This window comes from bacterium (genome assembly GCA_030697795.1).
Taxonomy (GTDB): Bacteria; Patescibacteriota; Minisyncoccia; order JACQLN01; family JACQLN01; genus JACQLN01.
Genome location: JAUYOV010000004.1, coordinates 256231 through 278357, shown reverse-complemented (window position 1 = coordinate 278357; position 22127 = coordinate 256231). Strand labels below are relative to the sequence as shown.

Annotated in this window: 26 protein-coding genes; all 26 read left to right on the top strand. The window is 38.5% G+C overall.

The window, feature by feature from the left end:
- A partial coding sequence (locus Q8Q95_02565; GenBank protein MDP3764481.1) for a hypothetical protein occupies positions 1–328 on the top strand: 328 nt, incomplete at its 5' end.
- A 7-nt stretch (positions 329–335) separates the two neighbouring features.
- Entirely contained in the window at positions 336–602 is a 267-nt protein-coding gene (locus Q8Q95_02560; protein MDP3764480.1) for a hypothetical protein, read from the top strand.
- Between the two features lie 147 nt (positions 603–749).
- A complete protein-coding gene (locus Q8Q95_02555; protein MDP3764479.1) occupies positions 750–1292 on the top strand; it encodes a hypothetical protein in 543 nt (180 codons plus the stop codon).
- A 116-nt stretch (positions 1293–1408) separates the two neighbouring features.
- The gene (locus Q8Q95_02550; GenBank protein MDP3764478.1) at positions 1409–2215 is read left to right on the top strand and encodes a ribonuclease H-like domain-containing protein; all 807 of its coding nucleotides are present in this window, start codon (positions 1409–1411) and stop codon (positions 2213–2215) included.
- Positions 2216–2304: 89 nt separating this feature from the next.
- Positions 2305–2799, top strand: coding sequence for a ribonuclease H-like YkuK family protein (locus tag Q8Q95_02545; protein ID MDP3764477.1), 495 nt, complete (start codon positions 2305–2307; stop codon positions 2797–2799).
- Positions 2800–2956: 157 nt separating this feature from the next.
- Positions 2957–3277, top strand: a complete 321-nt coding sequence (locus Q8Q95_02540; GenBank protein MDP3764476.1) for a hypothetical protein — start codon at positions 2957–2959, stop codon at positions 3275–3277.
- Between the two features lie 76 nt (positions 3278–3353).
- The gene (locus Q8Q95_02535; GenBank protein MDP3764475.1) at positions 3354–3530 is read left to right on the top strand and encodes a hypothetical protein; all 177 of its coding nucleotides are present in this window, start codon (positions 3354–3356) and stop codon (positions 3528–3530) included.
- A gap of 69 nt (positions 3531–3599) precedes the next feature.
- Positions 3600–4223 carry a ribonuclease HII gene (gene rnhB, locus Q8Q95_02530; protein ID MDP3764474.1) on the top strand — a complete coding sequence of 208 codons (624 nt, stop codon included), beginning with the start codon at positions 3600–3602 and terminating at the stop codon, positions 4221–4223.
- A 109-nt stretch (positions 4224–4332) separates the two neighbouring features.
- Positions 4333–5718: an MBL fold metallo-hydrolase gene (locus Q8Q95_02525; GenBank protein ID MDP3764473.1), complete on the top strand. Its 1386-nt coding sequence runs from the start codon at positions 4333–4335 to the stop codon at positions 5716–5718.
- A gap of 34 nt (positions 5719–5752) precedes the next feature.
- A complete protein-coding gene (locus tag Q8Q95_02520; GenBank protein ID MDP3764472.1) occupies positions 5753–10795 on the top strand; it encodes an AAA domain-containing protein in 5043 nt (1680 codons plus the stop codon).
- A gap of 111 nt (positions 10796–10906) precedes the next feature.
- The gene (locus Q8Q95_02515; GenBank protein MDP3764471.1) at positions 10907–11377 is read left to right on the top strand and encodes a DUF4065 domain-containing protein; all 471 of its coding nucleotides are present in this window, start codon (positions 10907–10909) and stop codon (positions 11375–11377) included.
- Positions 11378–11392: 15 nt separating this feature from the next.
- Complete coding sequence (locus Q8Q95_02510) at positions 11393–11815, top strand: hypothetical protein (GenBank protein MDP3764470.1); 423 nt, start codon at positions 11393–11395, stop codon at positions 11813–11815.
- Positions 11816–11820: 5 nt separating this feature from the next.
- The gene (locus Q8Q95_02505; GenBank protein ID MDP3764469.1) at positions 11821–12057 is read left to right on the top strand and encodes a hypothetical protein; all 237 of its coding nucleotides are present in this window, start codon (positions 11821–11823) and stop codon (positions 12055–12057) included.
- Positions 12058–12061: 4 nt separating this feature from the next.
- Complete coding sequence (locus Q8Q95_02500; GenBank protein MDP3764468.1) at positions 12062–13207, top strand: aromatic amino acid transport family protein; 1146 nt, start codon at positions 12062–12064, stop codon at positions 13205–13207.
- A gap of 119 nt (positions 13208–13326) precedes the next feature.
- Positions 13327–13890: a uracil-DNA glycosylase gene (locus Q8Q95_02495; GenBank protein ID MDP3764467.1), complete on the top strand. Its 564-nt coding sequence runs from the start codon at positions 13327–13329 to the stop codon at positions 13888–13890.
- Between the two features lie 129 nt (positions 13891–14019).
- Complete coding sequence (locus tag Q8Q95_02490) at positions 14020–15306, top strand: S8 family serine peptidase (GenBank protein ID MDP3764466.1); 1287 nt, start codon at positions 14020–14022, stop codon at positions 15304–15306.
- 71 nt (positions 15307–15377) lie between these two features.
- On the top strand, positions 15378–16016 hold the full coding sequence (locus Q8Q95_02485) for an MFS transporter (GenBank protein ID MDP3764465.1): 639 nt from the start codon (positions 15378–15380) through the stop codon (positions 16014–16016).
- 73 nt (positions 16017–16089) lie between these two features.
- Positions 16090–16338, top strand: a complete 249-nt coding sequence (locus tag Q8Q95_02480; protein ID MDP3764464.1) for a hypothetical protein — start codon at positions 16090–16092, stop codon at positions 16336–16338.
- Positions 16339–16523: 185 nt separating this feature from the next.
- Positions 16524–16748: a hypothetical protein gene (locus tag Q8Q95_02475; GenBank protein ID MDP3764463.1), complete on the top strand. Its 225-nt coding sequence runs from the start codon at positions 16524–16526 to the stop codon at positions 16746–16748.
- Positions 16749–16855: 107 nt separating this feature from the next.
- On the top strand, positions 16856–17068 hold the full coding sequence (locus Q8Q95_02470) for a hypothetical protein (protein MDP3764462.1): 213 nt from the start codon (positions 16856–16858) through the stop codon (positions 17066–17068).
- Between the two features lie 6 nt (positions 17069–17074).
- The gene (locus Q8Q95_02465) at positions 17075–17356 is read left to right on the top strand and encodes a hypothetical protein (protein ID MDP3764461.1); all 282 of its coding nucleotides are present in this window, start codon (positions 17075–17077) and stop codon (positions 17354–17356) included.
- Between the two features lie 132 nt (positions 17357–17488).
- Positions 17489–19255 (top strand): DNA polymerase/3'-5' exonuclease PolX, encoded by a 1767-nt coding sequence (gene polX / locus Q8Q95_02460; protein ID MDP3764460.1) that lies wholly within the window; start codon positions 17489–17491, stop codon positions 19253–19255.
- Positions 19252–19674 carry an NUDIX domain-containing protein gene (locus tag Q8Q95_02455; GenBank protein ID MDP3764459.1) on the top strand — a complete coding sequence of 141 codons (423 nt, stop codon included), beginning with the start codon at positions 19252–19254 and terminating at the stop codon, positions 19672–19674. The genes polX and Q8Q95_02455 overlap by 4 nt, the downstream gene beginning before the upstream one ends.
- Positions 19664–19951, top strand: coding sequence for an MGMT family protein (locus tag Q8Q95_02450; protein ID MDP3764458.1), 288 nt, complete (start codon positions 19664–19666; stop codon positions 19949–19951). The genes Q8Q95_02455 and Q8Q95_02450 overlap by 11 nt, the downstream gene beginning before the upstream one ends.
- Positions 19952–20006: 55 nt before the next feature.
- Complete coding sequence (locus Q8Q95_02445; protein ID MDP3764457.1) at positions 20007–20138, top strand: hypothetical protein; 132 nt, start codon at positions 20007–20009, stop codon at positions 20136–20138.
- Positions 20139–20306: 168 nt separating this feature from the next.
- On the top strand, positions 20307–22076 hold the full coding sequence (locus Q8Q95_02440) for a hypothetical protein (protein ID MDP3764456.1): 1770 nt from the start codon (positions 20307–20309) through the stop codon (positions 22074–22076).
- Positions 22077–22127: the final 51 nt, after the last annotated feature.

Sequence of the window (22127 nt, the reverse complement as noted above, 5' to 3'; positions counted from 1 at the left end):
TTTGCCTGTTCGTGTAGTTGTTAATGTGGAAAATACGGATGAAGGGCTTTGGGCTAAAATATCTACGCCAGATGGCAAACTTTCTAACTGTTATACTCAAGCTACTAATGCTACCGAACTGGTTGTAATGATAAACGATGCCATATTTACCCATTTTGAAGTACCGGAAAAGTTTAGAAAGAATCTTGGTTTTTATGTTCCTCTTTCTAATAAACATCTCCGTAAAGAAGAAATGTTTAATAAACTTGTTTCAATGGGGAAGCAGTTAGATGCAAAGGGAGGCAGTGAAACAACGTTAACTCTTAGGAAAGAAATGGCTTGTTTGTAAAATACATATGGCTAAGCCCAAGGGAAGTAAACCCAAGTTAGCCGCATGTACTCCCGAAGATGTTTTTAGCGCAATTAAAAAACTTGGAGGTTTTGAAATACGTTTTGAAAGTGCCAAGCATACTAAATTGATACACATAGCTACAGGCACCGCTTTCACTATTCCACGCCATTCTCCAGTAAACAAACATATGTTAAGAGACTTTGTTGAAAAGTTCTTGGTTGGTGTTTGTCGTTTAGACGAGAAGGAAATTTATAAACACTTGTGGTGTTAAATAATATGAACCAAAAATGATTTATTCGTTTAGTAGATTTTTAAGGCGTAATTGGTGGTTTTTATCTATTGGTTTGTTAGGCATGGAAGAAAATTAAATAGACTAAGATCTGATTCATCTCAAGATTTAAATTTTAAAAATAAGAACATGAAAATAAAAGAAATAATTTTGGCGCTGGCGATTGTGGTGGTGTTGAATCTATTTTTTAATTACGGAGTTTTTACTTTTTATAAAGAACCCAAGTTTGAAAATTTCTGTTCGGTCGAATTAACTCAAAAAGTTTATACCGAAAAAGCTTCGTGTGAAGCGGTGGGCGGGCAGTGGTATGAGAGCAATCAAGTTAATTACGACGGGCGAGTAATGTTTGTAAAACCTCAACCTCAATCGGGCGAAACTAGCTGGTGTGATTCTACAGCTAAATGTAAAGAAAGTTACGATACTGTCCGCGATGTTTACAATCGCAATGTCTTTATAGTTCTTGTTATTTTGGGCCTTATTTCGCTTGGTCTTGGGTTCTTGGTTATAAACGCATCTGCTGTAGCTAATGGCTTTTTAGGTGGTGGCTTACTCTCACTAGTAGTTGGAACAATAAGGTATTGGTCGGATATGAATGAATACTTACGATTTATAGTTTTAGGCCTGGCGCTCGCAATGTTGATTTGGTTGGGGTATAAAAAAATTAAAAATTAAAAATGAAAAAGTAAAAATTATTTTTAATTTTGAACTGTAATTTTTATATTTAATATTTTATTTTTTAATTAGCTTTGATCTTGTATCAAAGCTTTTTAAAATGGTAATATCTTTTAATGCCACAAGATAAAAGATTGGTTTTTGATGTAGAAACTCAAAAGGAACTTGCCGAAGTTGGTGGTTTTAGGAATGTTCATTTGTTAGGAATTTCTGTAGTTGGTGTTTACACTTACGCCGACGATACCTACAAAGCTTACGAAGAAAAGGATCTCTCCGAACTCGAAAAAGTAATGGCCGATGCCGGTTTAATAATTGGTTTTAATACCAAGCATTTTGATTACCAAGTTTTGCAGGCATATTTTAAAAATTTAGTTTTAGCCGAAATGCCTACTTTGGATCTAATGGAAAAACTAGAAGCGGTTTTAGGTTATAGGCCGGGTTTAGGTGCTTTAGCCAGCGCAACGCTGGGCGAGCAAAAATCTGGGCATGGTTTAGAAGCTTTGCAGTGGTACAAGGAAGGTAAAATAGACCAAATTAAAAAATATTGTCTGCAGGATGTTAAATTAACTAAAGATATTTACGAATATGGCCTAAACCACGGTTCGGTTTTATTTGAATCGCGCGTAAGTGGCTTACAAACCGTGCCGGCTAGCTGGAGCACCGCCAAAGAAAAAAAAGATATACAGGCGGTTTTAGCTGACGCTTTTAAAAATAAAAAGTTGGTAGAGATAGATTATGTTTCTATGAAAGCGGAAGATGGCGAAGAAGCCCGCAAGAAAAGAAACATAGAAATTTATTCTATAAAAAAAGATACCATAGAGGCTTATTGCCATACCCGCCAGGATAAGCGCTATTTTAAAGTCCATAGGATTTTAGATGCTAAAGTTATAAACGCAGAACATAAAATTCCAAGCTTGTTTTAAGGATTTTAAGAGGAAGGACCGCCCTTCTAGGAAGGGCGGTCCTTCCGTGGGCTAGCCATATCAGATAGAATTCGCTATATTGGCAAAGTATGATTGATAACAAATTTCACAGCCCATCCAAGGGCGTAATGCTGGTAGCCGATGTGATTCGCGATGTTTACGATTATCTTCGCGAAAGCGCTAAGCATAAATATCAAGTTATAGTGGGTACAGATTCTCAAGTCTATATAGATCGCACGGATTTTGTGACGGCCATTGTGGTACGGCGGGTGGGCGCGGGTGGGCGATATTTTTGGGCGCGCCAAGAACACAAAAATTTTAAAACCTTGCGTGAGAGAATTTATACTGAAACTTTAAAATCTTTAAGCGTGGCCGAGGTGGTTTATAAAAACCTTTTTGAATCTTTAAAAAAAGAAAACTTGCTAGATAATTTTAATTTCGAAATCCACGTAGATGTGGGTGAAAACGGCGCTACGCGCGAAATGATAAAAGAGGTGGTAGGTATGGTTAGGGGCAATGGCTACGAAGTAAAAACCAAGCCGATGTCTTACGGAGCTTTTGTGGTGGCGGATCGTCATACATAGATAGCTTTTAGCTTCTAGCTATTAGCTTTTTAGTAAATGCGACCGCAAAAAGGTTGTTTTTTATTGACTGCGCGCGTTCACTTGACAGGTTATATAAATAGTGTATAATGGGCATATTCAGTAAATAGACAGCACCTTTAATCCCTGGGAGGGTTTTATGGATACATTGAAAAGCTTGAAATTCTGGATTGTGATGGTTACCGCCATCGCCGTAGGGTCAATCACGCCCTTCATTGCACCGACTTTGATTGGTGCTGGGGTGATGTTGGTTTCTATCCTGATCATCTCGTTTTATCTGCGAGAAGAATCGGGAAAGGCCTATTTGACCCCGTTATTCACAAAGATGGGCCTTTTCATGGGATACGATGGCGGAAGCGCCGAATACCCAGAAAAACCCGGCCCCATTTTTAGAGGGGTCGGCATCGGATCCATTCTCTCATGGGTGGTGATTGTGACCGTTGCGTATATTACCAACTAGATCAAAACCATAAGAGCGGGAGGCTCTTATAAATCCTACGGAAAGGATTCCAAACATTTCATATGCGGAGGGGCATATGGAAGGCGATCAGATTCAAGTCAGAGTCATGGAAGCCATTCGCAGAGACGGCGAAGATATCCGTCACTCGGTGGCGGGTCACACGATTCGCGATGCCAGCGATCGGGAGATGCACTACGCCATGAGGCGTATTGGTCTTCTACCCGACTATCGGCTAGGCGAAACCCAGCACTAATATCAACACCTTTCAGCCCCGACGTAACATCGTCGGGGCTGATTTAATTCTTTGCGCTATAATCCATTCATGCACGATTTAGTTTTAGGCATAGACGAAGCTGGTAAGGGTTGTGTTATTGGTCCGCTTTTTTTGGGCGGTTTTTTAATTTCCGAAGAAGATCATTTAATAGATAAATTAAACGATCTTGGCGTTACAGACTCAAAATTACTGGTGGCTAAAAAAAGGGAAGAGATAGCAAAAGAAATTAAAAAAATAGCCCACGGTTATAAAGTTATTAAAATTAGCCCAGCCGATATAGATAAATATTCCATAAATGACTTAGAAATTAAATTTTCGGCTAAACTCATAAATCATTTTTTGCCCCACAGGGTTTATCTGGACGCGCCTGTGTCTGGAACTGGTATTAAAAACTATTGCAAAAATATTAGCTCGCTCTGTTTGAATCAAGATCATAAAATAATCGGCGCTAATAAAATGGATAGCTCTAATATTGCCGTAGCGGCGGCTTCTATTTTGGCTAAGTCGGAACGTGAAAAATATGTTAAAATTTTAAAAAAGACGTATGGTGATTTTGGTTCGGGCTATCCTTCGGATCCTGTAACAATAAAATGGCTTAAGGATTGGCAGAAATCACATGCGGAGTGGCCGAATATAGTGAGGAAGAAGTGGGCAACTTTAGAAAATATCTAATATCCAATTACTAATATCTAATTAATTTCTAATGTCTGAATGTCTAAATAATTTTGTCATTGGTTATTAGGATTTGATTAGAAATTAGGTATTAGTAATTAGAAATTTCATGAAATTATATTTCTACGGCGGGGCCGGTGTGGTTACTGGCGCAAATTATTTATTGGAATGTGGCGACACCAGAGTTTTAATTGACTGCGGTTTACAGCAAGGCGGCCGAATGGCTGAAAAAGAAAACTACGAAAAATTTGCTTACGATCCTTCAACCATAGATGCTGTTTTTATAACCCACGCGCATTTAGATCATGTGGGGCGCATACCCAAACTTTACAAAGAAGGTTTTAGGGGGAAAATTTTTGCTACGCATGCCACCTTGGATTTGGCCCGCGTTAACTTGGACGATTCCCTGCATTTGTTAAAAAGAGAAGCCGAAGAAACTGGTTTAGAACCATTATTTGACGAAAATGATCTTATAGAAATTTGGAAATTAACGCATGGGCGTTCTTACGGCGAAGAGGTTAAGGTAAATAAAAATATTAAAGCTTTTTTTAGAGACGCCGGCCACATTTTAGGCTCATCTATAATAGAATTTTATCTAAATGAAAGTAATCCCTCGACTACGCTCGGGACGTCCCGAAAAACTAAAATTGTTTTTTCGGGCGACTTAGGCAATTCGCCCACCCCGCTTTTAAAAAACACAGAAATTATAACCGAAGCCGATTATGTTTTAGTGGAATCGGCCTATGGCGATAGAACTCATGAAGATCGTTCGCGCAGAAAAGAAAAATTAAAAGCTATAATTGAATCTGTAGTAAAAAATGGCGGCACGTTAATGATTCCAGCCTTTGCTTTAGAAAGAACGCAGGAATTGCTTTTTGAATTAAATGATCTAGTGGAATCCGGCCGAATAAAAAGAATGCCGATTTTTATAGACAGCCCCTTAGCTATAAAAGCCACGGCCATATATCAAAAATATCCGGATTATTTTAATAAAGAGGCTGGTTATTTAATAAAGTCGGGCGATGATCTTTTTAATTTCCCGGGCTTACAGTTTTCTTTAACCACAGAGTCTTCTAAAGCCATAAACGAAGTTTTGCCGCCAAAAATTGTAATAGCGGGTTCGGGTATGTCGGAAGGCGGGCGAATATTGCATCACGAACGCCGATATTTACCCGATCCCAAATCCACACTTTTGATAATCGGTTATCAAACTCAAAATACCTTGGGTCGGCGCCTTTTGGATGGTGCGCAAGAAGTAAAAATGTTTGGCGAGGTTATTCCAGTGCGCGCCGAAGTTAAAGCTATCGGCGGTTACTCGGCCCACGCCGACCAAATTGGTCTTTTAAAATGGGTAAGTGCTATTAAAGGTGTTAAAAAAGTTTTTGTGGTCCAAGGCGAAGAAGGCCCGGCTTCAGTGCTAGCTGGTAAAATCAAAAACGATCTAGGGGTGGAAGCAATGGTTCCTCAAGTAGGTCAGATTCATGATTTGACATAATAGTGCTAATATTGATGATTAATAAAGTAGCTATATGGCAAACAAAATAGGTAACAAAACGGAACAAAATCAAAATAACGGCTTGGCTTTTATCAAAGAAGTTGCCAAGTATTTTATGGATTTCTTGGAAACAGATTTCCATAAACGGCGGAACCCAAAAAGAAGCATCCAATTACGCAATAGTTCAAATTTGCTCATTGGTCTTAATCTTAACAAATACCCATCTTTCAATACGCTCGCATGGAAAGCCGTTACTCGCGGCTTCGATTTTAATGTTTTGAATACCATTCAAGCGGGAGTTTATAGAACAAATATCCCTAAAAATCTCCTTGGTCTTATTGGGCTACAATTAGGCAAAATCAAGCCCAAGCAAATTTCGGAAATAATTGATAAGTTAGCCGAGGAAATAGAAAAATCGACTGCACCTCACCTAAAAGAATATGATCAAGCTCTTACGACCTCTCTTGAAGTAACAGAAAAAGTAATCAAAGCCGAACTCGTATTGCCGTTTATCAGCAACCTTGAAAAGTCGCTGGAAAATTTGAATTTAGGCGATGAAAACAGTATCTATCTCATGGAAGAAGAACTAACCGCTGTTCTTGTAGCGCCATTAGAAAACAAAATTTCTGAAATTGTAAAACTGATTTTGGCGAAGACAGAAGTTGATGTTGCAAAGCAAGTAAAAGAAGTTTTTGAAGTCAAAGATGTTAAATCAAGTATTGTTTCTTTCTTCGAGAATTTCCAAGTCGGCGATCTATTTGCCGAAATATACGAGATGGAAAGAAATAGGACGATTTTAGATAAGCAAGAATTTTATCTTTACTTTTGCGATATAACTTTCAACAATGCTAAATACCCAATTTTCTATATCCCGTTTTCTGTCAGCAAACAGAGCGACGCACTGACCGTCGAATTTGATTCGCAAGTTTATATAAACAAGAAAGCACTTGAATATATTACACAAGAATATAACAAAGAAACTAATCATCACGGAAATCTACAAAGCATAACGGATCGAATAATTTATCTTGCCCAATATAAAGAAAATTTTGGAGAATTGGTTGGCGAGATAATGAATGAGATTACCAACTTTTTTAAACTTGATAAGAAAATTAGCATAACAGACACAGAGCACCAAATTGCAAAAAGTCTTTGGGTGAGAGCGTCAAACGCCCGCTATATTGCCCTGTTTGATAAGTCGGACGAGGCGTTGGTTAATGACTATGAAGAAATTCTAAAACTTCTTGCCTCTGGAGATAGTATTTTGGCGGGAGCATTTAATCAACTCATTGATGATTTCATTTATAGCGAGCCCAAGTCCTTCAAAAAAGTTATAGACGATGAGTGGGACGAAACCGAAACAAGCGAACGCCTTGTTTTCAACAGTCCAATTCCGCTCAATAGTGAGCAACGTCAAATTTTGTCAGCCATCAAAAAAGACGATTGTAAATATATCATCGTAGAGGGACCTCCGGGGACAGGAAAAAGTCATACAATTACCGCGATTGCCTTTGATCATATTTTGAAGGATCAATCCGTCTTGGTTCTTTCTGATAAAAAAGAAGCTCTTGATGTTGTTGAGGATAAGATAACCGAAACACTAAACACAGTACGGTATGATAAGAATTTCCAAAATCCAATTTTACGGCTTGGCAAAACAGGGAGTACTTACAGTAAAATTTTGGCAACAACAGCAATTGAGAATATCAGAACCAATCTGCGGGCAGTAAAGAAAAATCATGACGCGCTTGAGTCAGATATTGAAAAAGTTGGAAATACTCTTAAAGAAGATTTACAAGCGGAGATTTTGGCCTACGGAGAAATTGATCTTAAAGAAATTCACGAGTTGATTGACCTCGAAACTTATTTTGAAGAAAAGGGGTTTCCGCTTGATATTGATGAGGCGATAAAGAATCCGGAATCAGCAGGCGAGTTAGAAGAACTACGATCTATTCTTGTAGATTTGAAAGTAAAATTGAAAGATTATGATTATGATTTTGACCCCAAAGCAAAACCGTCAGAGTTACTTATTAATAACATAAAGTCGGCATTATCTCTCTTGAAAAAATTTCAAACCGACTATGATAAATATTTTCAAGTTGCTGATATTCGGGACAAAGCGACTCGCTTACATAAAGATAAAACCGATTTCACTTTGAGCGGTGAGTCGTTTTTAGAAATTGAAAATTACAGAAACGAACTTTCTTCACACGATACTATATATAACTTACTCGGCACTGAAAAGCCGAGACAATTCGCAGACGTAGATAGTTTGTTGAAAGTTTTGTTTTTCATAAAAAATTGTATAGAAAATCTCAATTCAACTTTTGGACCGAGATTGTCAGAATTATCAATATCAGCAACTTTTTCTGATTTTAATTACAAGCAAATTCAATGGTTCATAGAACAATACGAGAGTTTAAAACTCCCTATCCTTGGCTATCTGTTCCGTGGCAAGCAGGTTGAGGAACTAAACGCAAAATTTAAAAAGACATTCAAAGCGGAAGAATTGAACGCCCCTCAAAAACTAACCGAGAAATTGAAAGAGATTAAACTGGTTGCCGAACAAATTTTTGACTATAAAAAAGACCTTCCCACAACTATCAGAACGATTGATTTGATCGAATCCCTTACCACTCTTATCAAAGACAGCGAGCTTCAAGAAAAATTCAAGGCCTTATTTACTTCGACAAATAAATATCAATCTGCAATCGCTCAACTTCAAAAAACTGATTGGTATAAATCATTCGCTCCAAAAGATATTGAGGAACTAAGGAAGCTTGAGATCGCAGGGAGTGCCGTTTCTGTTTTCACCAAATATAAAGCGATTAGCAACAAAAACTATAAGACAAGCGTTGATGGTATAGAGAAATTTCTAAACGACGATAATTTCTTAGCGGAAATAGAATCTTTGAAAGAATACTCTAGTTTCTTGGAGATTATTACGGACAGTTTTGAAGACTTAACCTATATTGTTTCTCTACTCAATCGTTATCCAAAATTTTCTAAGCAAACAAAAATAGATGAAACGAATATCAGCACATTTATTGATAATGAGCTTTTGAAGGTAGGCGATCTCGAATACTCAAAACTTATTAGATACTTGGGACTTCAACACAAAATAAAAAAGAATTTTGCAGATATTCCACCACTAAATTATGCGGGACAAAAACGAAGTATAGAGGAGTTAGTAACGGCTCAAATGACCCATCTTTTGGATAACAGGTTGATTGACTTCTACGATAATAACCGCACAACGGCCACAGCGTTGCGAGACATTATCAGACAAAAACGAAGATTTCCGAGAGATAAATTTCTAAAACTGAAAGAGGCATTTCCGTGTATTTTAGCTGGTATACGGGATTATGCAGAGTACATCCCGCTAGAGCCGGAGATATTTGATTTGGTAATCATTGATGAGGCGTCGCAGGTTAGCATCGCTCAGGCATTTCCGGCATTATTACGGGCCAAGAAAGTTCTCATTCTTGGTGATAAGAAACAGTTCAGCAACGTCAAGTCGGCACAGGCGCGCACTGAAACAAATAGAGAATATCTTAACGATCTTAAAGCTACTTTCCTTGAGTGTGTTTCTGATGAGGAAACCAATATGGTTAAGCTTGGTAAATTCAACATCAAAACATCTATTCTTGAGTTTTGCTCTTTCATCACTAACTACAATACTCAACTCCTCAAACACTTCAGGGGTTATAAAGAGATTATCTCCTATTCAAATAAGTACTTTTATCAAGACAGCTTGCAGGTGATGAAAATAAGAGGAAAAGCAATTGATGAAGTTTTGCGTTTCTCCTTTATCAAGCATGATGGTAAAAAAGAATTAACCCAAAATACCAATTCTCTTGAAGCGGAATTTATTATCTCGGAATTACAAAGGCTAAAAAAGGCTGATAGTAATTCAAGCGTTGGAATAATCACCCCGCACACCAATCAGCAGAAACTTCTTGTAGAGATGATTAGCAAGTTACTCGAAAAGGATTATTTCTACGACAAATTGAATCTGAAAATAATGACTTTTGACACTTGTCAGGGCGAGGAAAGAGACATTATTTATTACTCGTTGGTTGCCACTGAAGAAGACGACCATCTTTGGGGCGTGTTTATTAAAGATTTGAGCAATGTTGATATTGAAGAGGATGGAAAAATAAAAGCCCAAAGATTAAATGTTGGGTTGAGTCGCGCTAAAGAGTGTATGTACTTTGTGTTGAGCAAGCCAATTGAAAAATATAATGGCTCAATCGGAGAAGCGTTGCGACATTACTACTTTGTGCTTGCCGAAGCGAGGAAAGAACGGAGTATCAGCGAAACCGATGTGAAATCAAAGATGGAGCCAAAAGTCATGGATTGGTTTTACAAAACCGACTTTTGGAAGAAGCACAAAGACGACATTGAATTTATCCCCCAATTTGAATTAGGGAAGTACTTGAAGCAGTTAGAAAAAACTTATAACCACCCAAACTACATAGTTGATTTCCTTCTAGTTTATAAAGATGAAGGCCATAAAGAACACAAAATAATCATTGAATATGACGGATTTAGGGAACACTTTACAAACATTGACGAGATAAATGAGTTTAATTATGAGGATTATCACACCGAAGCTCATGTTTATCGAGAAAAGGTTCTAGAAAGTTACGGTTATAAGTTTTTACGAATCAATAAATTCAATGTCGGTGATGATCCCGTTGCAACGCTCAATGAGAGAATTGGAAATCTGATCAAAAACGGAGTGAGCAGACATAGCAGAATAAATCATATTCATGAGACGATTGAGGGCTTGCAAAATGGGGATATGAAAGAGTGCTCCAAATGCAAAGAGATAAGAACTGCCAATGATTTCAGGGATTCCTCATTGCTTACCAAATATGGTAGGTTCTGTAAGTATTGTAAGGGACATAGTTCATCGTACAGGGTTATGGGAACGACAAAAAGAGTTACAACGGTAACGAGCAATAAAATCTGCCCACGATGCGGAGCAAAAATGATTTTAAGAAATGGTAGACGCGGTAAATTTTATGGTTGTTCAAAATTTCCTTATTGTAAAGGAACACGATCTTATTAAAATTTAGTTCCGCCGCAAAATCCGTCCGTCCAAAAGTAGGTTGAGTAAATTTAGTGTAATATCGGGCGATAGCTTTGCCACCCGCTTGCTGTTTGCTATACTTAATTTATTATGATTCGCGGAATTTTGAGGGCACAAAAAATTGCTGACTATTTTCTCTGGAAAGCAAGTAATGAAAAAAAGGCAATTACAAATAAGAAACTGCAAAAACTACTTTACTATGCACAGGCGTGGTCTCTTGTCTTGCGTGACAAAAAACTTTTTAATGAAAAAATTGAGGCGTGGGTACACGGCCCTGCTGTGCGTGATGTATATTTTGAATATAAAAATTTTGGCTTTGGACCAATTGTTAAAAACGTGAGTAGTGAGGATATTGCGATGATTTCACAGGAGATAAAGAACTTTCTAGATCAAGTGTGGTCAGTGTATGGTAAAAAAGACGCAGCTTACTTAGAGTATCTTTCTCATTCTGAGATACCGTGGCAAAAAGCACGCGAGGGAATTGAATCAAGCGTTGGTTCAGAAAACGAGATTTCACTCAAAGACATGAAAGAGTTTTATGCCGCTAAGCTCAAGCAATAAAAATGTTTTTGAGCTATGACAATTCCAAAACCCGAAGAAGAACAATCGATAAGTTCAATACCCCAGAGGGTAACTGAAATTCCTCAACCAGAAGAAGCTCCGGAGGCAAAACCTCTACTCATTTCATTTGAACGCTATAATCGTGGCGAGTGCCAACTTGATGGAATGAATCCTAAAATGGCAAAAAAAGCACTTCGTGTAGTGCGTGATGTAGGGGTGAATATAAAAGCCGAAGATGATTTTAAAAAATGTTTACCAAAATTAGAAATTACCCCTATTAATAATAGTGGAAACTACAGGAAATTATATAAAGGGTTGTTTGATTTACCCGATGCTGAAATAAAAGAAGCAAAAATTGATTATGACAAAGGCCGTCTTTTCTTTTTTCTTATTGATAGGGTTTTTTATGTTGTTGCGATAAGAGAAAGTCACTATTAAGTGTAATGATTGAACAAAATTTTTCAAAACCTATCGACGGGCTCAGGTCTAAAAAATGGCTGTGGGCTGGTTTAATCATCACTGCGCTTAACCCAATTTTTTCGGGTGTAATTTTGGGTGCTTTATACACAACCGAACCGGGTTTAAAAAAATACGGTCGTATTATTTTGCCTCTCGCTGCAATTTGGGGCGCGATAGCTTTTTGGCTAACTTCTAAATATTTACCGGTAAGCACTATATAGAATTGTGCTAAAAACATTAAGCAATTTTACTTTAGCAGTTTCCACTCTGGTCGGAACCATAATTGGCGTGGGTATGTTTGGTTTGCCTTACACGGCCGCCATTTCTGGGATTGGACCAGTGTTATTTTATTTATTTATTTTGGGTATTTTAGTCATCTTGCTTCATTTAATGTATGGCGAAGTTGTTTTAAGAACATCTACCAAACATAGGTTGGCGGGTTACGCCGAGGTTTACTTTGGTTCATCAGGGAAAACAATTGCCAGCATTATATTTTTTATAAATTTATACTTAGCTCTTTTAGCCTATTTGGTGGTAGGCGGAGAATTTTTAAGGATTATTTTTTCTGGTTTTTTAAATTTTTCTTCGCAAGCTGGTTCTATCGCCTTAGCTATTATCGGTTTTACAGTTGTTTTTAAGGGCATGCGCTTAGCTGGCTGGACAGATTTTTTTCTGGTGGGGGCGATGATTTTATTAATTGGGGGGTTTGTTTTTTACGCTTTTGATATGGCTCGGCCAGAAAATTTAATAAATTTTTCTACTGTTGATTCACTGTTTTTTCCTTATGGCATAGTTCTTTTTGCTTTGGCTGGAGGTTCGGCCATACCAGAAATTAGATCTTTTTTTAAATCAAACGCCAAAAACTATGGCCGAGCCATTGTTTGGGGCACAGTTATTCCTATTTTAGTTTACGCGGTTTTTACAGTGGCAGTGGTAAGTATAAGCGGTGTTTCTACATCCAGAGAGGCTATAGCTGGTTTAAGCGATTTTCTGGGTAAAGGTTTTGTAAAATATGGCGCTCTAGTTGGGTTTTTGGCTGTCATAACTTCTTTTTTTACTATAGGTTTAAATTTAAAAAATTCTTTTCAGTTAGATTTTAAACTGCCCGTCTTGGCAAGCTTTGTTTTAACTGTAGGTGTGCCTATGTATTTGTTTTTCTCTGGTTTTTCCGATTTTATTAAACTAATTTCTTTGGCTGGGGGTGTTATGGGCGGGCTAGAAGCTTTGCTTATAATTCTGCTTTGGACGAGAGCCAGAAAAAAAGGTAATCAATCGCCAGAATATTCTTTATCTTTAAAAACTGGTCTTGTTTTTCTTTTAGCGCTAATGTTTGCATTAGGCGTTGCCTACGAAATTATATATACACTTTAAAATTTCCCCTACTTCGCTAAAGCTTCGCAGGGCGAGCAATATCTAATGCCTAATTTCTAATCAAAACCTAATGTCTAAATCAAAATGATAAAAAAGTTTAGTCATTAGTCATTAAAACCGTGGATAAAAAGTTAGAACTACAAAAACTCAAAGAAGAATTAGAAGAAAACAGTTTGTTGCCTCTGCGTGAATCCAATTTGGTTTTTGGTGAAGGTGATATAAATTGCAAAGTTATGTTTATAGGTGAAGCGCCGGGCTTTAACGAAAACGAACAGCGCCGACCTTTTGTGGGCAGAGCCGGCCAACTTTTAAATACTTTGATAGAAGGCGTGGGTTGGCAGAGGGCAGAAGTTTATATAACTAATATTGTAAAAAGAAGACCACCGGAAAATCGTGATCCACTACCCCAAGAGATAGAAGCTTATAAACCATATCTGACTCGTCAGATAGAAATTATAAATCCAAAACTCATCGTAACTCTAGGGCGTTTTTCTATGAACTATTTTTTACCTACAGCAAAAATTAGCCGAGATCAAGGCAAGGTTTTTAAGTTGGACAGTAGGTTTATAGCCCCAGTTTTTCATCCGGCGGCCGCTCTTAGATCTACGCAAAATATGGAGGCTTTAAAGGCAGCTTTTAAAAGAATCCCCAAGATACTCAAAAAGTGCGAGTCTCTACTTTAGTAGTAAGCTCTGTGGAAAATATGGTTTTTACACCGAAAATAAGCCCATTTTATGCCTGTTTTTGCATAGGGCTGTAGGCTTGACTTCTGTCACCCCAAAAGGGTACAATTGACGAACAATCTGCTTTTAATGTATAAAAAACCACAACTTAGGTTTTTTCTTGTTTTAACAGCTTTTTTAGCTGTTTTTCTGGTTTCCTCAAATATAGCCTTGGCTGTTTCTAAAAACTCCAATTTAGAAAACGGCCGATATTTAATTTCAACTAAAAGCTACTTTATAAAGTCTCTTTTTGGCGTTCAGCACGAATTTGATTCTGGTTTTACGGCCGACCTAACTTCGGGCGAAGTTTGGACACTAGAAAAAATATTTAAAATTAATGTTGTGCCTGTGCCTTTGTATAAAATAAATAGTATAGAGGTGGTTGATACTGTTTCGGCCAATGTGGACGGTGTTGTTTCTGAGACTGTAGCTTCTTTGCAAAAAGACGCTCAAAAAATAAAAGATAGAGATATTTTGCCTACAGCTGGAATTTCTTGGGGGGTGGCTACTGTATACAACGACGATTTTGTAACTTCTACTTCTGGCGGTAAAGGAGTTAATGTTGCTGTTTTGGATACAGGTGTTAATGTTTCTCATCCAGATTTAGTTAGCGACATAAAAGACTGTAAAGATTTTACGCGCGGATCAGTCCCTCGTTCTGCCTGTGAAGATAAAAATGGTCACGGTACGCATGTGGCTGGAATAATCGCGGGCGATGGCGGTTTTGATGCTAAAGGTATTTGGGGCGTGGCGAGCGAGGCTAATTTATTGGTCTACAAAGTTTGCCGCAACGACGGCACCTGTTGGGCGGACGATGTGGCTTCAGCCCTAGATTACGCAGCCAACATAGGTAAGGCCGATATTGCCTTTATGGGTTTGGGTGGAAATAGTGAAAGTTCTGTTTTAAAAAATTCTATAAATTCGGCTTGGAATAAAAATATTTTAATTATTACGGGCGCTGGTAACGATGGTCCGGATAAAGCTTCTATAGATTGGCCAGCCGCTTATAAAAATTCTGTGGCCGTGGGTGCTTTAACTGAAGATAAGATAACAGCTACTTGGTCTAGCCGGGGCGTAAACGATGGGGACTATATAAAAGAGGAGAGAGAAGTTTCTTTTATTGCCCCTGGTGTAAATATAGAATCAACTTGGGTTGATGGTGGTTATAGGTTTCTTTCTGGTACTTCTATGTCTGCGGCTTTTGTTTCTGGTCTTGCGGCTAAAATATGGAATGGTTCGGCTACGAACACAATGACTAATTTAGAAGAATTGAGCCGCGACGTTGGTTTAATAGGCGATGATAATGCCACGGGCTTTGGGGTAATTGTTTTACCAAGAAGCAAGGTAGAAACTCCTCCTGTGTTTTTATTACCCTAAAAAGTAAAATAAAAAACTAAGGCGTAAACTTATCCCGACTATTTAGCGGGATTTTTTGTTATACTATAAGAATGTTCACTGGCGTAAATCGCATTATAAAAGTAATAGTGGCAGCCGACTTTTTTTATAATTCGGCTTTTGCTTCTTTTGGTCCGGTGTTCGCAATTTTTTTAACAAATCAAATTGAAGGCGGTTCGGCTAAGGTGGCTGGTTTTGCCGCTTCAATTTTTTGGATAGTAAAATCTATTTTCCAACTGCCCATCGCGCGTTTTTTAGATAAAACCGATGGCGAACGCGATGATTTTTGGGCGTTATTTTTGGGTTATTTTTTGAGCTCACTTATTCCCATAGCTTATATTTTTGTTACAACGCCGATGCACTTATATATTGTGCAAGGTTTTTATGGTTTTATAATGGCGTGGGCGGTACCGGCTTGGTATTCCATTTTTACGCGCCATGTAGATAAATGGCGCATAAGTTTTGAATGGAGTTTGGATAGCGTGTTTTCAGTTGGGCTGGCCGCCTCGGTGGCTACAGCAGTAGGTGGTTATGTGGCCGATAAATATGGCTTTGTTACGCTTTTCCTTTCGGCTAGCGCCATATCTCTTTTGGCTTCATTGCTTTTGCTTGGTTTGCTTAGCCATCTTAGCCCTAAAAAACGCTACCAAGATAGAATCATACCCGAACGCCACCGCCGTATAGTTCAGTAGACTTATTTTTGTATATTTGGTAGATTTTGGCGTATATGAAGGTTTAATGTTCTTTTAAAAAAGGATGGTGTTTATGAAGTTACCTAAAAGGAAAGGAATTGCACGTAAATTCAAACTTTTTCACGGAAAATGGAAAATCGTCACAAGTAATAGGGATATTCCTGTTGAATTACACAAAGAATTGCGAAATAAAATTAATGTAGTTGACCACGAAATTTCTCTGGATTGTAAAGTGACTAGGTTAGTTTCTCCCTCGGGGAGTTTTTGGGAAGGCGAAGAAGCTATAACAAAAATGTTGGCCTGCCTAAGAAAGGTGGTGTAGTTATGAGAATTTTAAAAAGCATCGGCGAGCTGGTTGCCGTACTGGTCGGTCTTGTTCTTTGTTTGGGCTGGGGTTTGATTCGTGGTTATGCTCTAAACTGGATCCGCCCGATCGTAAAATTGGGATACCTTAGGAAATAAATCCAGGAAGGGCAGTCCTTCCGCAAACCAAAAAGGAGGTGGGTCATGTCTGAAGTTTTACTGTATTTGGTGGTTGGTTCAGTGTATAGCTGGTTTTATGTAAAAGAGAAGACACCGTCCGAATACAGGAAAGGATACTTTGTTCCGCGAGGTATATTTTTTTTGGTGTGTTTGGTAATATGGCCAGTTCTTTTGTTTATTGACGTTTTGATCTTCGTTTTAAAGTTTTTAGGTAAGTTGTTTTCTGGAGGGCCAAAGGCAAAAACATAATCTTGTAACAATCCAAAAAGGTCAATCCTTCCGAAACCACAGGCCTGATGGAAAATCCATCGGGCTTTTTATTTGACGGACAATCTGATAAGGTATATTTTTAAGATATGCCAAAGAAGAAAACTACAATTGAAGATCTAGCTAGAATGGTGGCTAAAGGATTTGAAGAAACCGCTACTAAGAAAGATCTCGGTGATTTGCGTTTGGAAATGAACAGACGTTTTGATAAGGTAGAAAATATTATCTTGATTGATCACAAACGCCGAATAGAGAAATTGGAATTGGATATAAAAGAGCTTAAAAATGCTCTAGCCATGTAAAATGGCGTGGCCATCACATGGCTTTACGCCATAGTTCTTTTAAAAAAGGAGGTTTCCATGGCCGCTTCAAAAGAAAAATCTTTCCAGATTTTAGACGAATATTTTTCCGAGACTCCCGACGAACAAATCGCCAAAGATATGGAAGAATACTGCCCTGAACTTGGCTCTGAAGTTGTTCCAACAATGCCACATGACGAAGGTAGCTGGGAAATGCTTTTGCCAGATGATCCAAAACCAGAAGAAGTTACGCGGCCACTATCGCGATGGCGTAGGTTCGTTCATCTTTAAACTTCAAAAAGGGCGGTCCTTTTGGAACTGCCAAACGGCTCAATGATGTTGAGCCGTTTTATATTTGTTACGCGACTTGCCCGCCAAAGTTTTGCTTAGCAAAATTTAGGTGGGCTTGCTAAGATATAAAAGATGATAAACCAAGAAATCGCCAAGATATTTAAAGAAATCTCTATATTGTTTGCTATGCAAGAGGTGGCTTTTAAGCCACAGGCTTTTGAACGCGCGGCCACGAATATAGAAAACCTAGGCGAAGACTTAAAAGATATATACAAAAGAGGCGGAACCAAAGCTTTAGAAGAAATTCAGGGTGTAGGCAAAAGCATGTCGGAAATGATAGAGGAATATATAAAAACAAAAAAAATAAAGGAACACTTAGCTTTAAAAAAGAAAATTCCGGTAGATATAGAAGGTTTAACCAGTGTGGAGGGTGTTGGGCCGAAAGGAGTTTATAAGCTATATAAGAAGCTAGGAATTAGGACATTAGGCGATTTAGAGAAGGCGGCGAAGGCGGGTTTAATAAAAAGTCTAGAGGGGTTTGGCGAAAAGTCCGAAGAGAAAATTTTAAAAGGTTTAGAATTTGTTAAAAAACATATCTACCGCTATGTTTTGGGTTTTGTTTTGCCGGAAATTAGGGAAATAATTTCACGCTTAGAAAAAAGCCAATATACAGAAAAAGTTTTATTATGCGGTTCGGCCCGCCGAATGCAGGAAACTGTGGGCGATATAGATATTTTAATAACTTCTAAAAAACCAAAAGAAGTTATGGATCTTTTTATTAAAATGCCCGAAGTTGGGCGAGTGGTGGCGAAAGGCGAAACTAAAAGTGTGGTTAAATTAAGAAATGGTTTAGAAATGGATTTACGCGTGGTGGTCCCCGAAAGTTTTGGGGCGGCCGCCCAGTATTTTACCGGAGACAAAAACCATAATGTTGAATTGCGAAAGATTGCTATAGATAAAGGATATAAATTAAACGAATACGGCCTCTTTAAGGTCGCGGAAAGGCGCGGATCAAAACGCGGATTTACGCGGAAAGAGGTTATGATTGCTGGTAAAACCGAGGAGGAAATATATAATAAACTTGGCTTGGATTATATTGAACCTGAACTCCGAACATTATCAGGCGAGATTGAAGCCGCTCAAAATCATATATTACCAAAACTCATTGGGTACAATGACTTGAAGGGAGACTTGCAGATTCAAACTACTTGGACCGATGGCGAAAACACAATAGAAGAAATGGCAGAAGCGGCTATGAAGATGGGTTTAGAATATATTTTAATAACCGATCATACAAAATCCCTTGCTATGACAGGCGGATCAGACGAGAAAAAATTAGAAAAGCAAATGTCTGCGATTGACGAAATTAACTATAAGCTAAAAGCTAAAAGTCGTAAGCTACGAGTTCTAAAGGGAGCAGAGGTTAATATATTAAAAGACGGTTCGCTGGATATAGACGACAAAACTTTAGCCAAGTTAGATATTGTTGGTGTGGCGGTGCATTCGTTATTTAACCTACCAAAAGCCGAGCAAACCAAAAGAATAATTAAGGCGATGGAAAACCCAAATGTAGATATTCTTTTTCATCCAACAGGCCGAATTATTAATAAACGCCCAGCTTACGAAGTTGATATGGTGGAGATCGTCAAGGCCGCTAAAAGAACGGGCACAGTTTTAGAAATAGACGCTTTTGCCGATAGGCTGGATTTAAAAGATGAGCATATAAGAATGGCTTTAGCAGAAGGGGTAAAATTGTCTATAGATTCTGATGCGCATCATACGGATCACTTTAAATATTTAGAACTTGGCATTGCGCAAGCCAGGCGTGCTTGGACCACGAAGTCGGACATCGTGAATGCTTGGCCATTAGAGAAGATGTTGGGATTTTTAAAAAAATGAAACACACAGAAAGCGCTGGCGGTATTGTGATAAACGAAAAAGGTGAGGTTTTGGTTGTAAGTCAAAAAAGGCCCGACCTAAATCAATCTTGGTCTTTGCCAAAAGGCCACATTGAAACAGGGGAAGATGGTTTGACTGCGGCAAAAAGGGAGATTAATGAAGAGTCCGGAGTATCTAGTTTGGAATTGATCAGAGATCTAGGTAGTTATAAGCGCCATAGAATTAACGCCGATGGAGAAGATGATATTTCTGAACTTAAAACAATTTACATGTTTTTGTTTAAAACTATAGAAAAGGATTTAAAACCTGTAGATCCAGATAACCCAGAGGCGAGATGGGTATCTAAAAATGAAGTCGCTAATTTATTGACTCACTATAAGGATAAAGAATTTTTCTTAAAAAATATAAATGAATTTTAAGGATAAAGTTTATAAATTTACACAAAAAATTCCAAAAGGGAAAATAGCCACTTACAAATCGGTTGCGATTTCTATTGGTTCGCCTCGAGCTAGTCGAGGGGTTGCGGTGGTGCTATCTAAAAATTTTGATCCTAAAATTCCCTGCCATCGCGTGGTTAGATCTGATGGTTCTTTGGGCGGTTATAACCGCGGCGGCCCAGCCCAAAAAGCAAAACTCCTTCAAGTAGAAGGAGTTGGCGTAAAAAACGGTAAAGTTGACTTACTGCATACTATTTGACCAAGCTCAGCCTAGTTGACTTAAGAATATAGTTAATATAGTATACTCATATACTATGAGTTTTATCAAAGCCACGCATTATACATATATGCCAAAGACCAGAACAATTAACTGGTTTACTTTGCGCTTACTTAAAGTTAGAAACCAAGGAGGTTTTGATAAAAATATAGCAGTCTACATGGTCTAATCCGATATATTTTATAAAGATAATCATCAAAACCTCCTTCCGGAGGTTTTTTAAGTTTTGGAAATTGGTTTGAGCATCTAAACTGGATGTTCAAACCAGTGTCCTAAAATTTAGGCCACTGGAAGTTCCTTAAAATCCTAACACTACTTTTATCCTAAGGAGGATAATATGTTACGCATTAACAATACTTTTCAGGCGCTCTTTAATACGCCGAGATTGTTTTTTACCTTAAAGGGTAATTCGGTAAGCGAGCAGGTTATTGGTGAACTTAAATCGATGCTTGGCAGTGAACAGGAGTGCATTGTTTTCACAGACGCCAATGAAGTTAAGGCTATGTTTGAAAGCGGAATTTCGCCAGATTCAGCGGTGGTTCTTTTTGACAGCGGTATGATTAAGCAGTTTAGCCCAACGACACAACTTCGTCCCGGTGAATCTTCAAATATTCCTAGTTGGGCATATGGTGCGCAATGGTGCGTTAGAGTTGGTAGAAGTTGTAGAAGAATTGAGGGCTGCGCTCGCCAATTGCGTGCCGATTTTGTTCGCAATTTCCAAGATCGTATTGGTATTGGTTATTATCCATGGGGCAAGCCTCGTCTCAATGAAAAACCTCCGATGAGTGTAAATTTAGGCGATGTATCTAAAGTAATTGGTAGGCTAAACAGTGGTCCGGATTTCGCCCAAGCCATAGCTGATCAAGAAAAGGTTTTAGAATTACCCAAGGATTCTAAAATAAGCTGGATAAGAATTCCTCCCGAACCTCTGGTTTGTGATGAAACTAGCTTAAAACAGATAATGATGGCATTTGATGAGTTTGAAGAATCGAGTTGTAAATTAACCTCTCTTGATAGCAGTGTTCCTGAAATGCTTTTTTCCGGTGTTGATCTTAATGGAGCGCTTAAGGATATTTATCTTTTTCCTACCAAAAAAACATTTTCGGTGCGTCGTCCCGATTTACATTTTACAGGCGATGGTGTATTCGCTTCAGAAAATGACGAGATGCCAGGTGGTTTTGCGGAGCTGGTTCATTTGGATCAAGCCTACGGAGTTAATCAGGATAGGTGGAGAAGATGTTTTGATTGGTTAGTAGAATCTGGGCCAATACTTTTTCTTGTGTCGCATAAGTGGAGTCTATGCTACATGCCCGAAATTAAGTGGTTGGTAGAAGACTTACGGAGACGCGGTTACCCAGCTTTTTTTCTTTCTACCGAACACCTAGATTGTCTCACTATTAATTCTCATGGAGTTTATTTGGGTGAGAAAAAGATCGGTACTATTTGGCGACAATTCCCAATCTTTGAAACCGAAGGTAACAAGTTAGGTGATTTGGTTTGTGCGGCCAGAGACGGTTTTGTGCGTATGGTGCCAGAGTTTGCTCATTTCGGAAACAAAGCTTGGTTTTCTATTTTTAGGAGCCGAGCAGATTTTTTCCGTCGTGAACTTTCTCTAGAATCTTTTTCTGTTCTAGATACGATTCTGCCAGATTCTCACTTGGTTCGTCCTCACAGTGTTCATAAATCTTTTCCGTGTTCTGTGGCTGGATTACACATTGTAGGTATTCTCCAGCTTATACATTTAGAGGAAGAGGAGAGAAACCGATTGGTGCTTAAGGTCTGTGGAGCGAATACTCTATCGGCCAGATCCTATGGTGTTTTGATTGGTCATGGTTTAACTAGCGATACTTGGTCAGACTGGATCAAAGAGCGCTTGGGTTTAAACCAGCCATTTATAGTTCAGCGTCGTTTGGAGAGCGGCGTTGTGCGTATACCGGTTATGAATACTCGCCGAAATTGTGGCGAAGCCTTTAGTTGTCGCATTTTGTTGCGTCCGTGGATGGTTGGTGGGGAGCTCGTCTCTGTTTCTGCTTGTGCTGTACCCTCAAATACTTTTAGGGTTCACGGCATGGTAGATATGGCGGTTGCTCCGGTAGTGTTTGGATAAAAAGTGCGCGGGCTTGAGGTGGAATAAAACTTCAAGCACGCGCCAATTTTA

What these genes read in the sequence shown, in the direction of transcription:
- Q8Q95_02505 (MDP3764469.1), top strand. Translation starts at nt 11,821, where the DNA reads ATGATTGAACAAAATTTTTCAAAACCTATCGACGGGCTCAGGTCTAAA.
- Q8Q95_02470 (MDP3764462.1), top strand. Translation starts at nt 16,856, where the DNA reads ATGCCAAAGAAGAAAACTACAATTGAAGATCTAGCTAGAATGGTGGCT.
- Q8Q95_02445 (MDP3764457.1), top strand. Translation starts at nt 20,007, where the DNA reads ATGAGTTTTATCAAAGCCACGCATTATACATATATGCCAAAGACCAGA.
- Q8Q95_02545 (MDP3764477.1), top strand. Translation starts at nt 2,305, where the DNA reads ATGATTGATAACAAATTTCACAGCCCATCCAAGGGCGTAATGCTGGTA.
- Q8Q95_02485 (MDP3764465.1), top strand. Translation starts at nt 15,378, where the DNA reads ATGTTCACTGGCGTAAATCGCATTATAAAAGTAATAGTGGCAGCCGAC.
- rnhB (MDP3764474.1), top strand. Translation starts at nt 3,600, where the DNA reads ATGCACGATTTAGTTTTAGGCATAGACGAAGCTGGTAAGGGTTGTGTT.
- Q8Q95_02480 (MDP3764464.1), top strand. Translation starts at nt 16,090, where the DNA reads ATGAAGTTACCTAAAAGGAAAGGAATTGCACGTAAATTCAAACTTTTT.
- Q8Q95_02450 (MDP3764458.1), top strand. Translation starts at nt 19,664, where the DNA reads ATGAATTTTAAGGATAAAGTTTATAAATTTACACAAAAAATTCCAAAA.
- Q8Q95_02440 (MDP3764456.1), top strand. Translation starts at nt 20,307, where the DNA reads ATGTTACGCATTAACAATACTTTTCAGGCGCTCTTTAATACGCCGAGA.
- Q8Q95_02475 (MDP3764463.1), top strand. Translation starts at nt 16,524, where the DNA reads ATGTCTGAAGTTTTACTGTATTTGGTGGTTGGTTCAGTGTATAGCTGG.
- polX (MDP3764460.1), top strand. Translation starts at nt 17,489, where the DNA reads ATGATAAACCAAGAAATCGCCAAGATATTTAAAGAAATCTCTATATTG.
- Q8Q95_02520 (MDP3764472.1), top strand. Translation starts at nt 5,753, where the DNA reads ATGGCAAACAAAATAGGTAACAAAACGGAACAAAATCAAAATAACGGC.
- Q8Q95_02540 (MDP3764476.1), top strand. Translation starts at nt 2,957, where the DNA reads ATGGATACATTGAAAAGCTTGAAATTCTGGATTGTGATGGTTACCGCC.
- Q8Q95_02525 (MDP3764473.1), top strand. Translation starts at nt 4,333, where the DNA reads ATGAAATTATATTTCTACGGCGGGGCCGGTGTGGTTACTGGCGCAAAT.
- Q8Q95_02555 (MDP3764479.1), top strand. Translation starts at nt 750, where the DNA reads ATGAAAATAAAAGAAATAATTTTGGCGCTGGCGATTGTGGTGGTGTTG.
- Q8Q95_02535 (MDP3764475.1), top strand. Translation starts at nt 3,354, where the DNA reads ATGGAAGGCGATCAGATTCAAGTCAGAGTCATGGAAGCCATTCGCAGA.
- Q8Q95_02490 (MDP3764466.1), top strand. Translation starts at nt 14,020, where the DNA reads ATGTATAAAAAACCACAACTTAGGTTTTTTCTTGTTTTAACAGCTTTT.
- Q8Q95_02550 (MDP3764478.1), top strand. Translation starts at nt 1,409, where the DNA reads ATGCCACAAGATAAAAGATTGGTTTTTGATGTAGAAACTCAAAAGGAA.
- Q8Q95_02510 (MDP3764470.1), top strand. Translation starts at nt 11,393, where the DNA reads ATGACAATTCCAAAACCCGAAGAAGAACAATCGATAAGTTCAATACCC.
- Q8Q95_02560 (MDP3764480.1), top strand. Translation starts at nt 336, where the DNA reads ATGGCTAAGCCCAAGGGAAGTAAACCCAAGTTAGCCGCATGTACTCCC.
- Q8Q95_02515 (MDP3764471.1), top strand. Translation starts at nt 10,907, where the DNA reads ATGATTCGCGGAATTTTGAGGGCACAAAAAATTGCTGACTATTTTCTC.
- Q8Q95_02455 (MDP3764459.1), top strand. Translation starts at nt 19,252, where the DNA reads ATGAAACACACAGAAAGCGCTGGCGGTATTGTGATAAACGAAAAAGGT.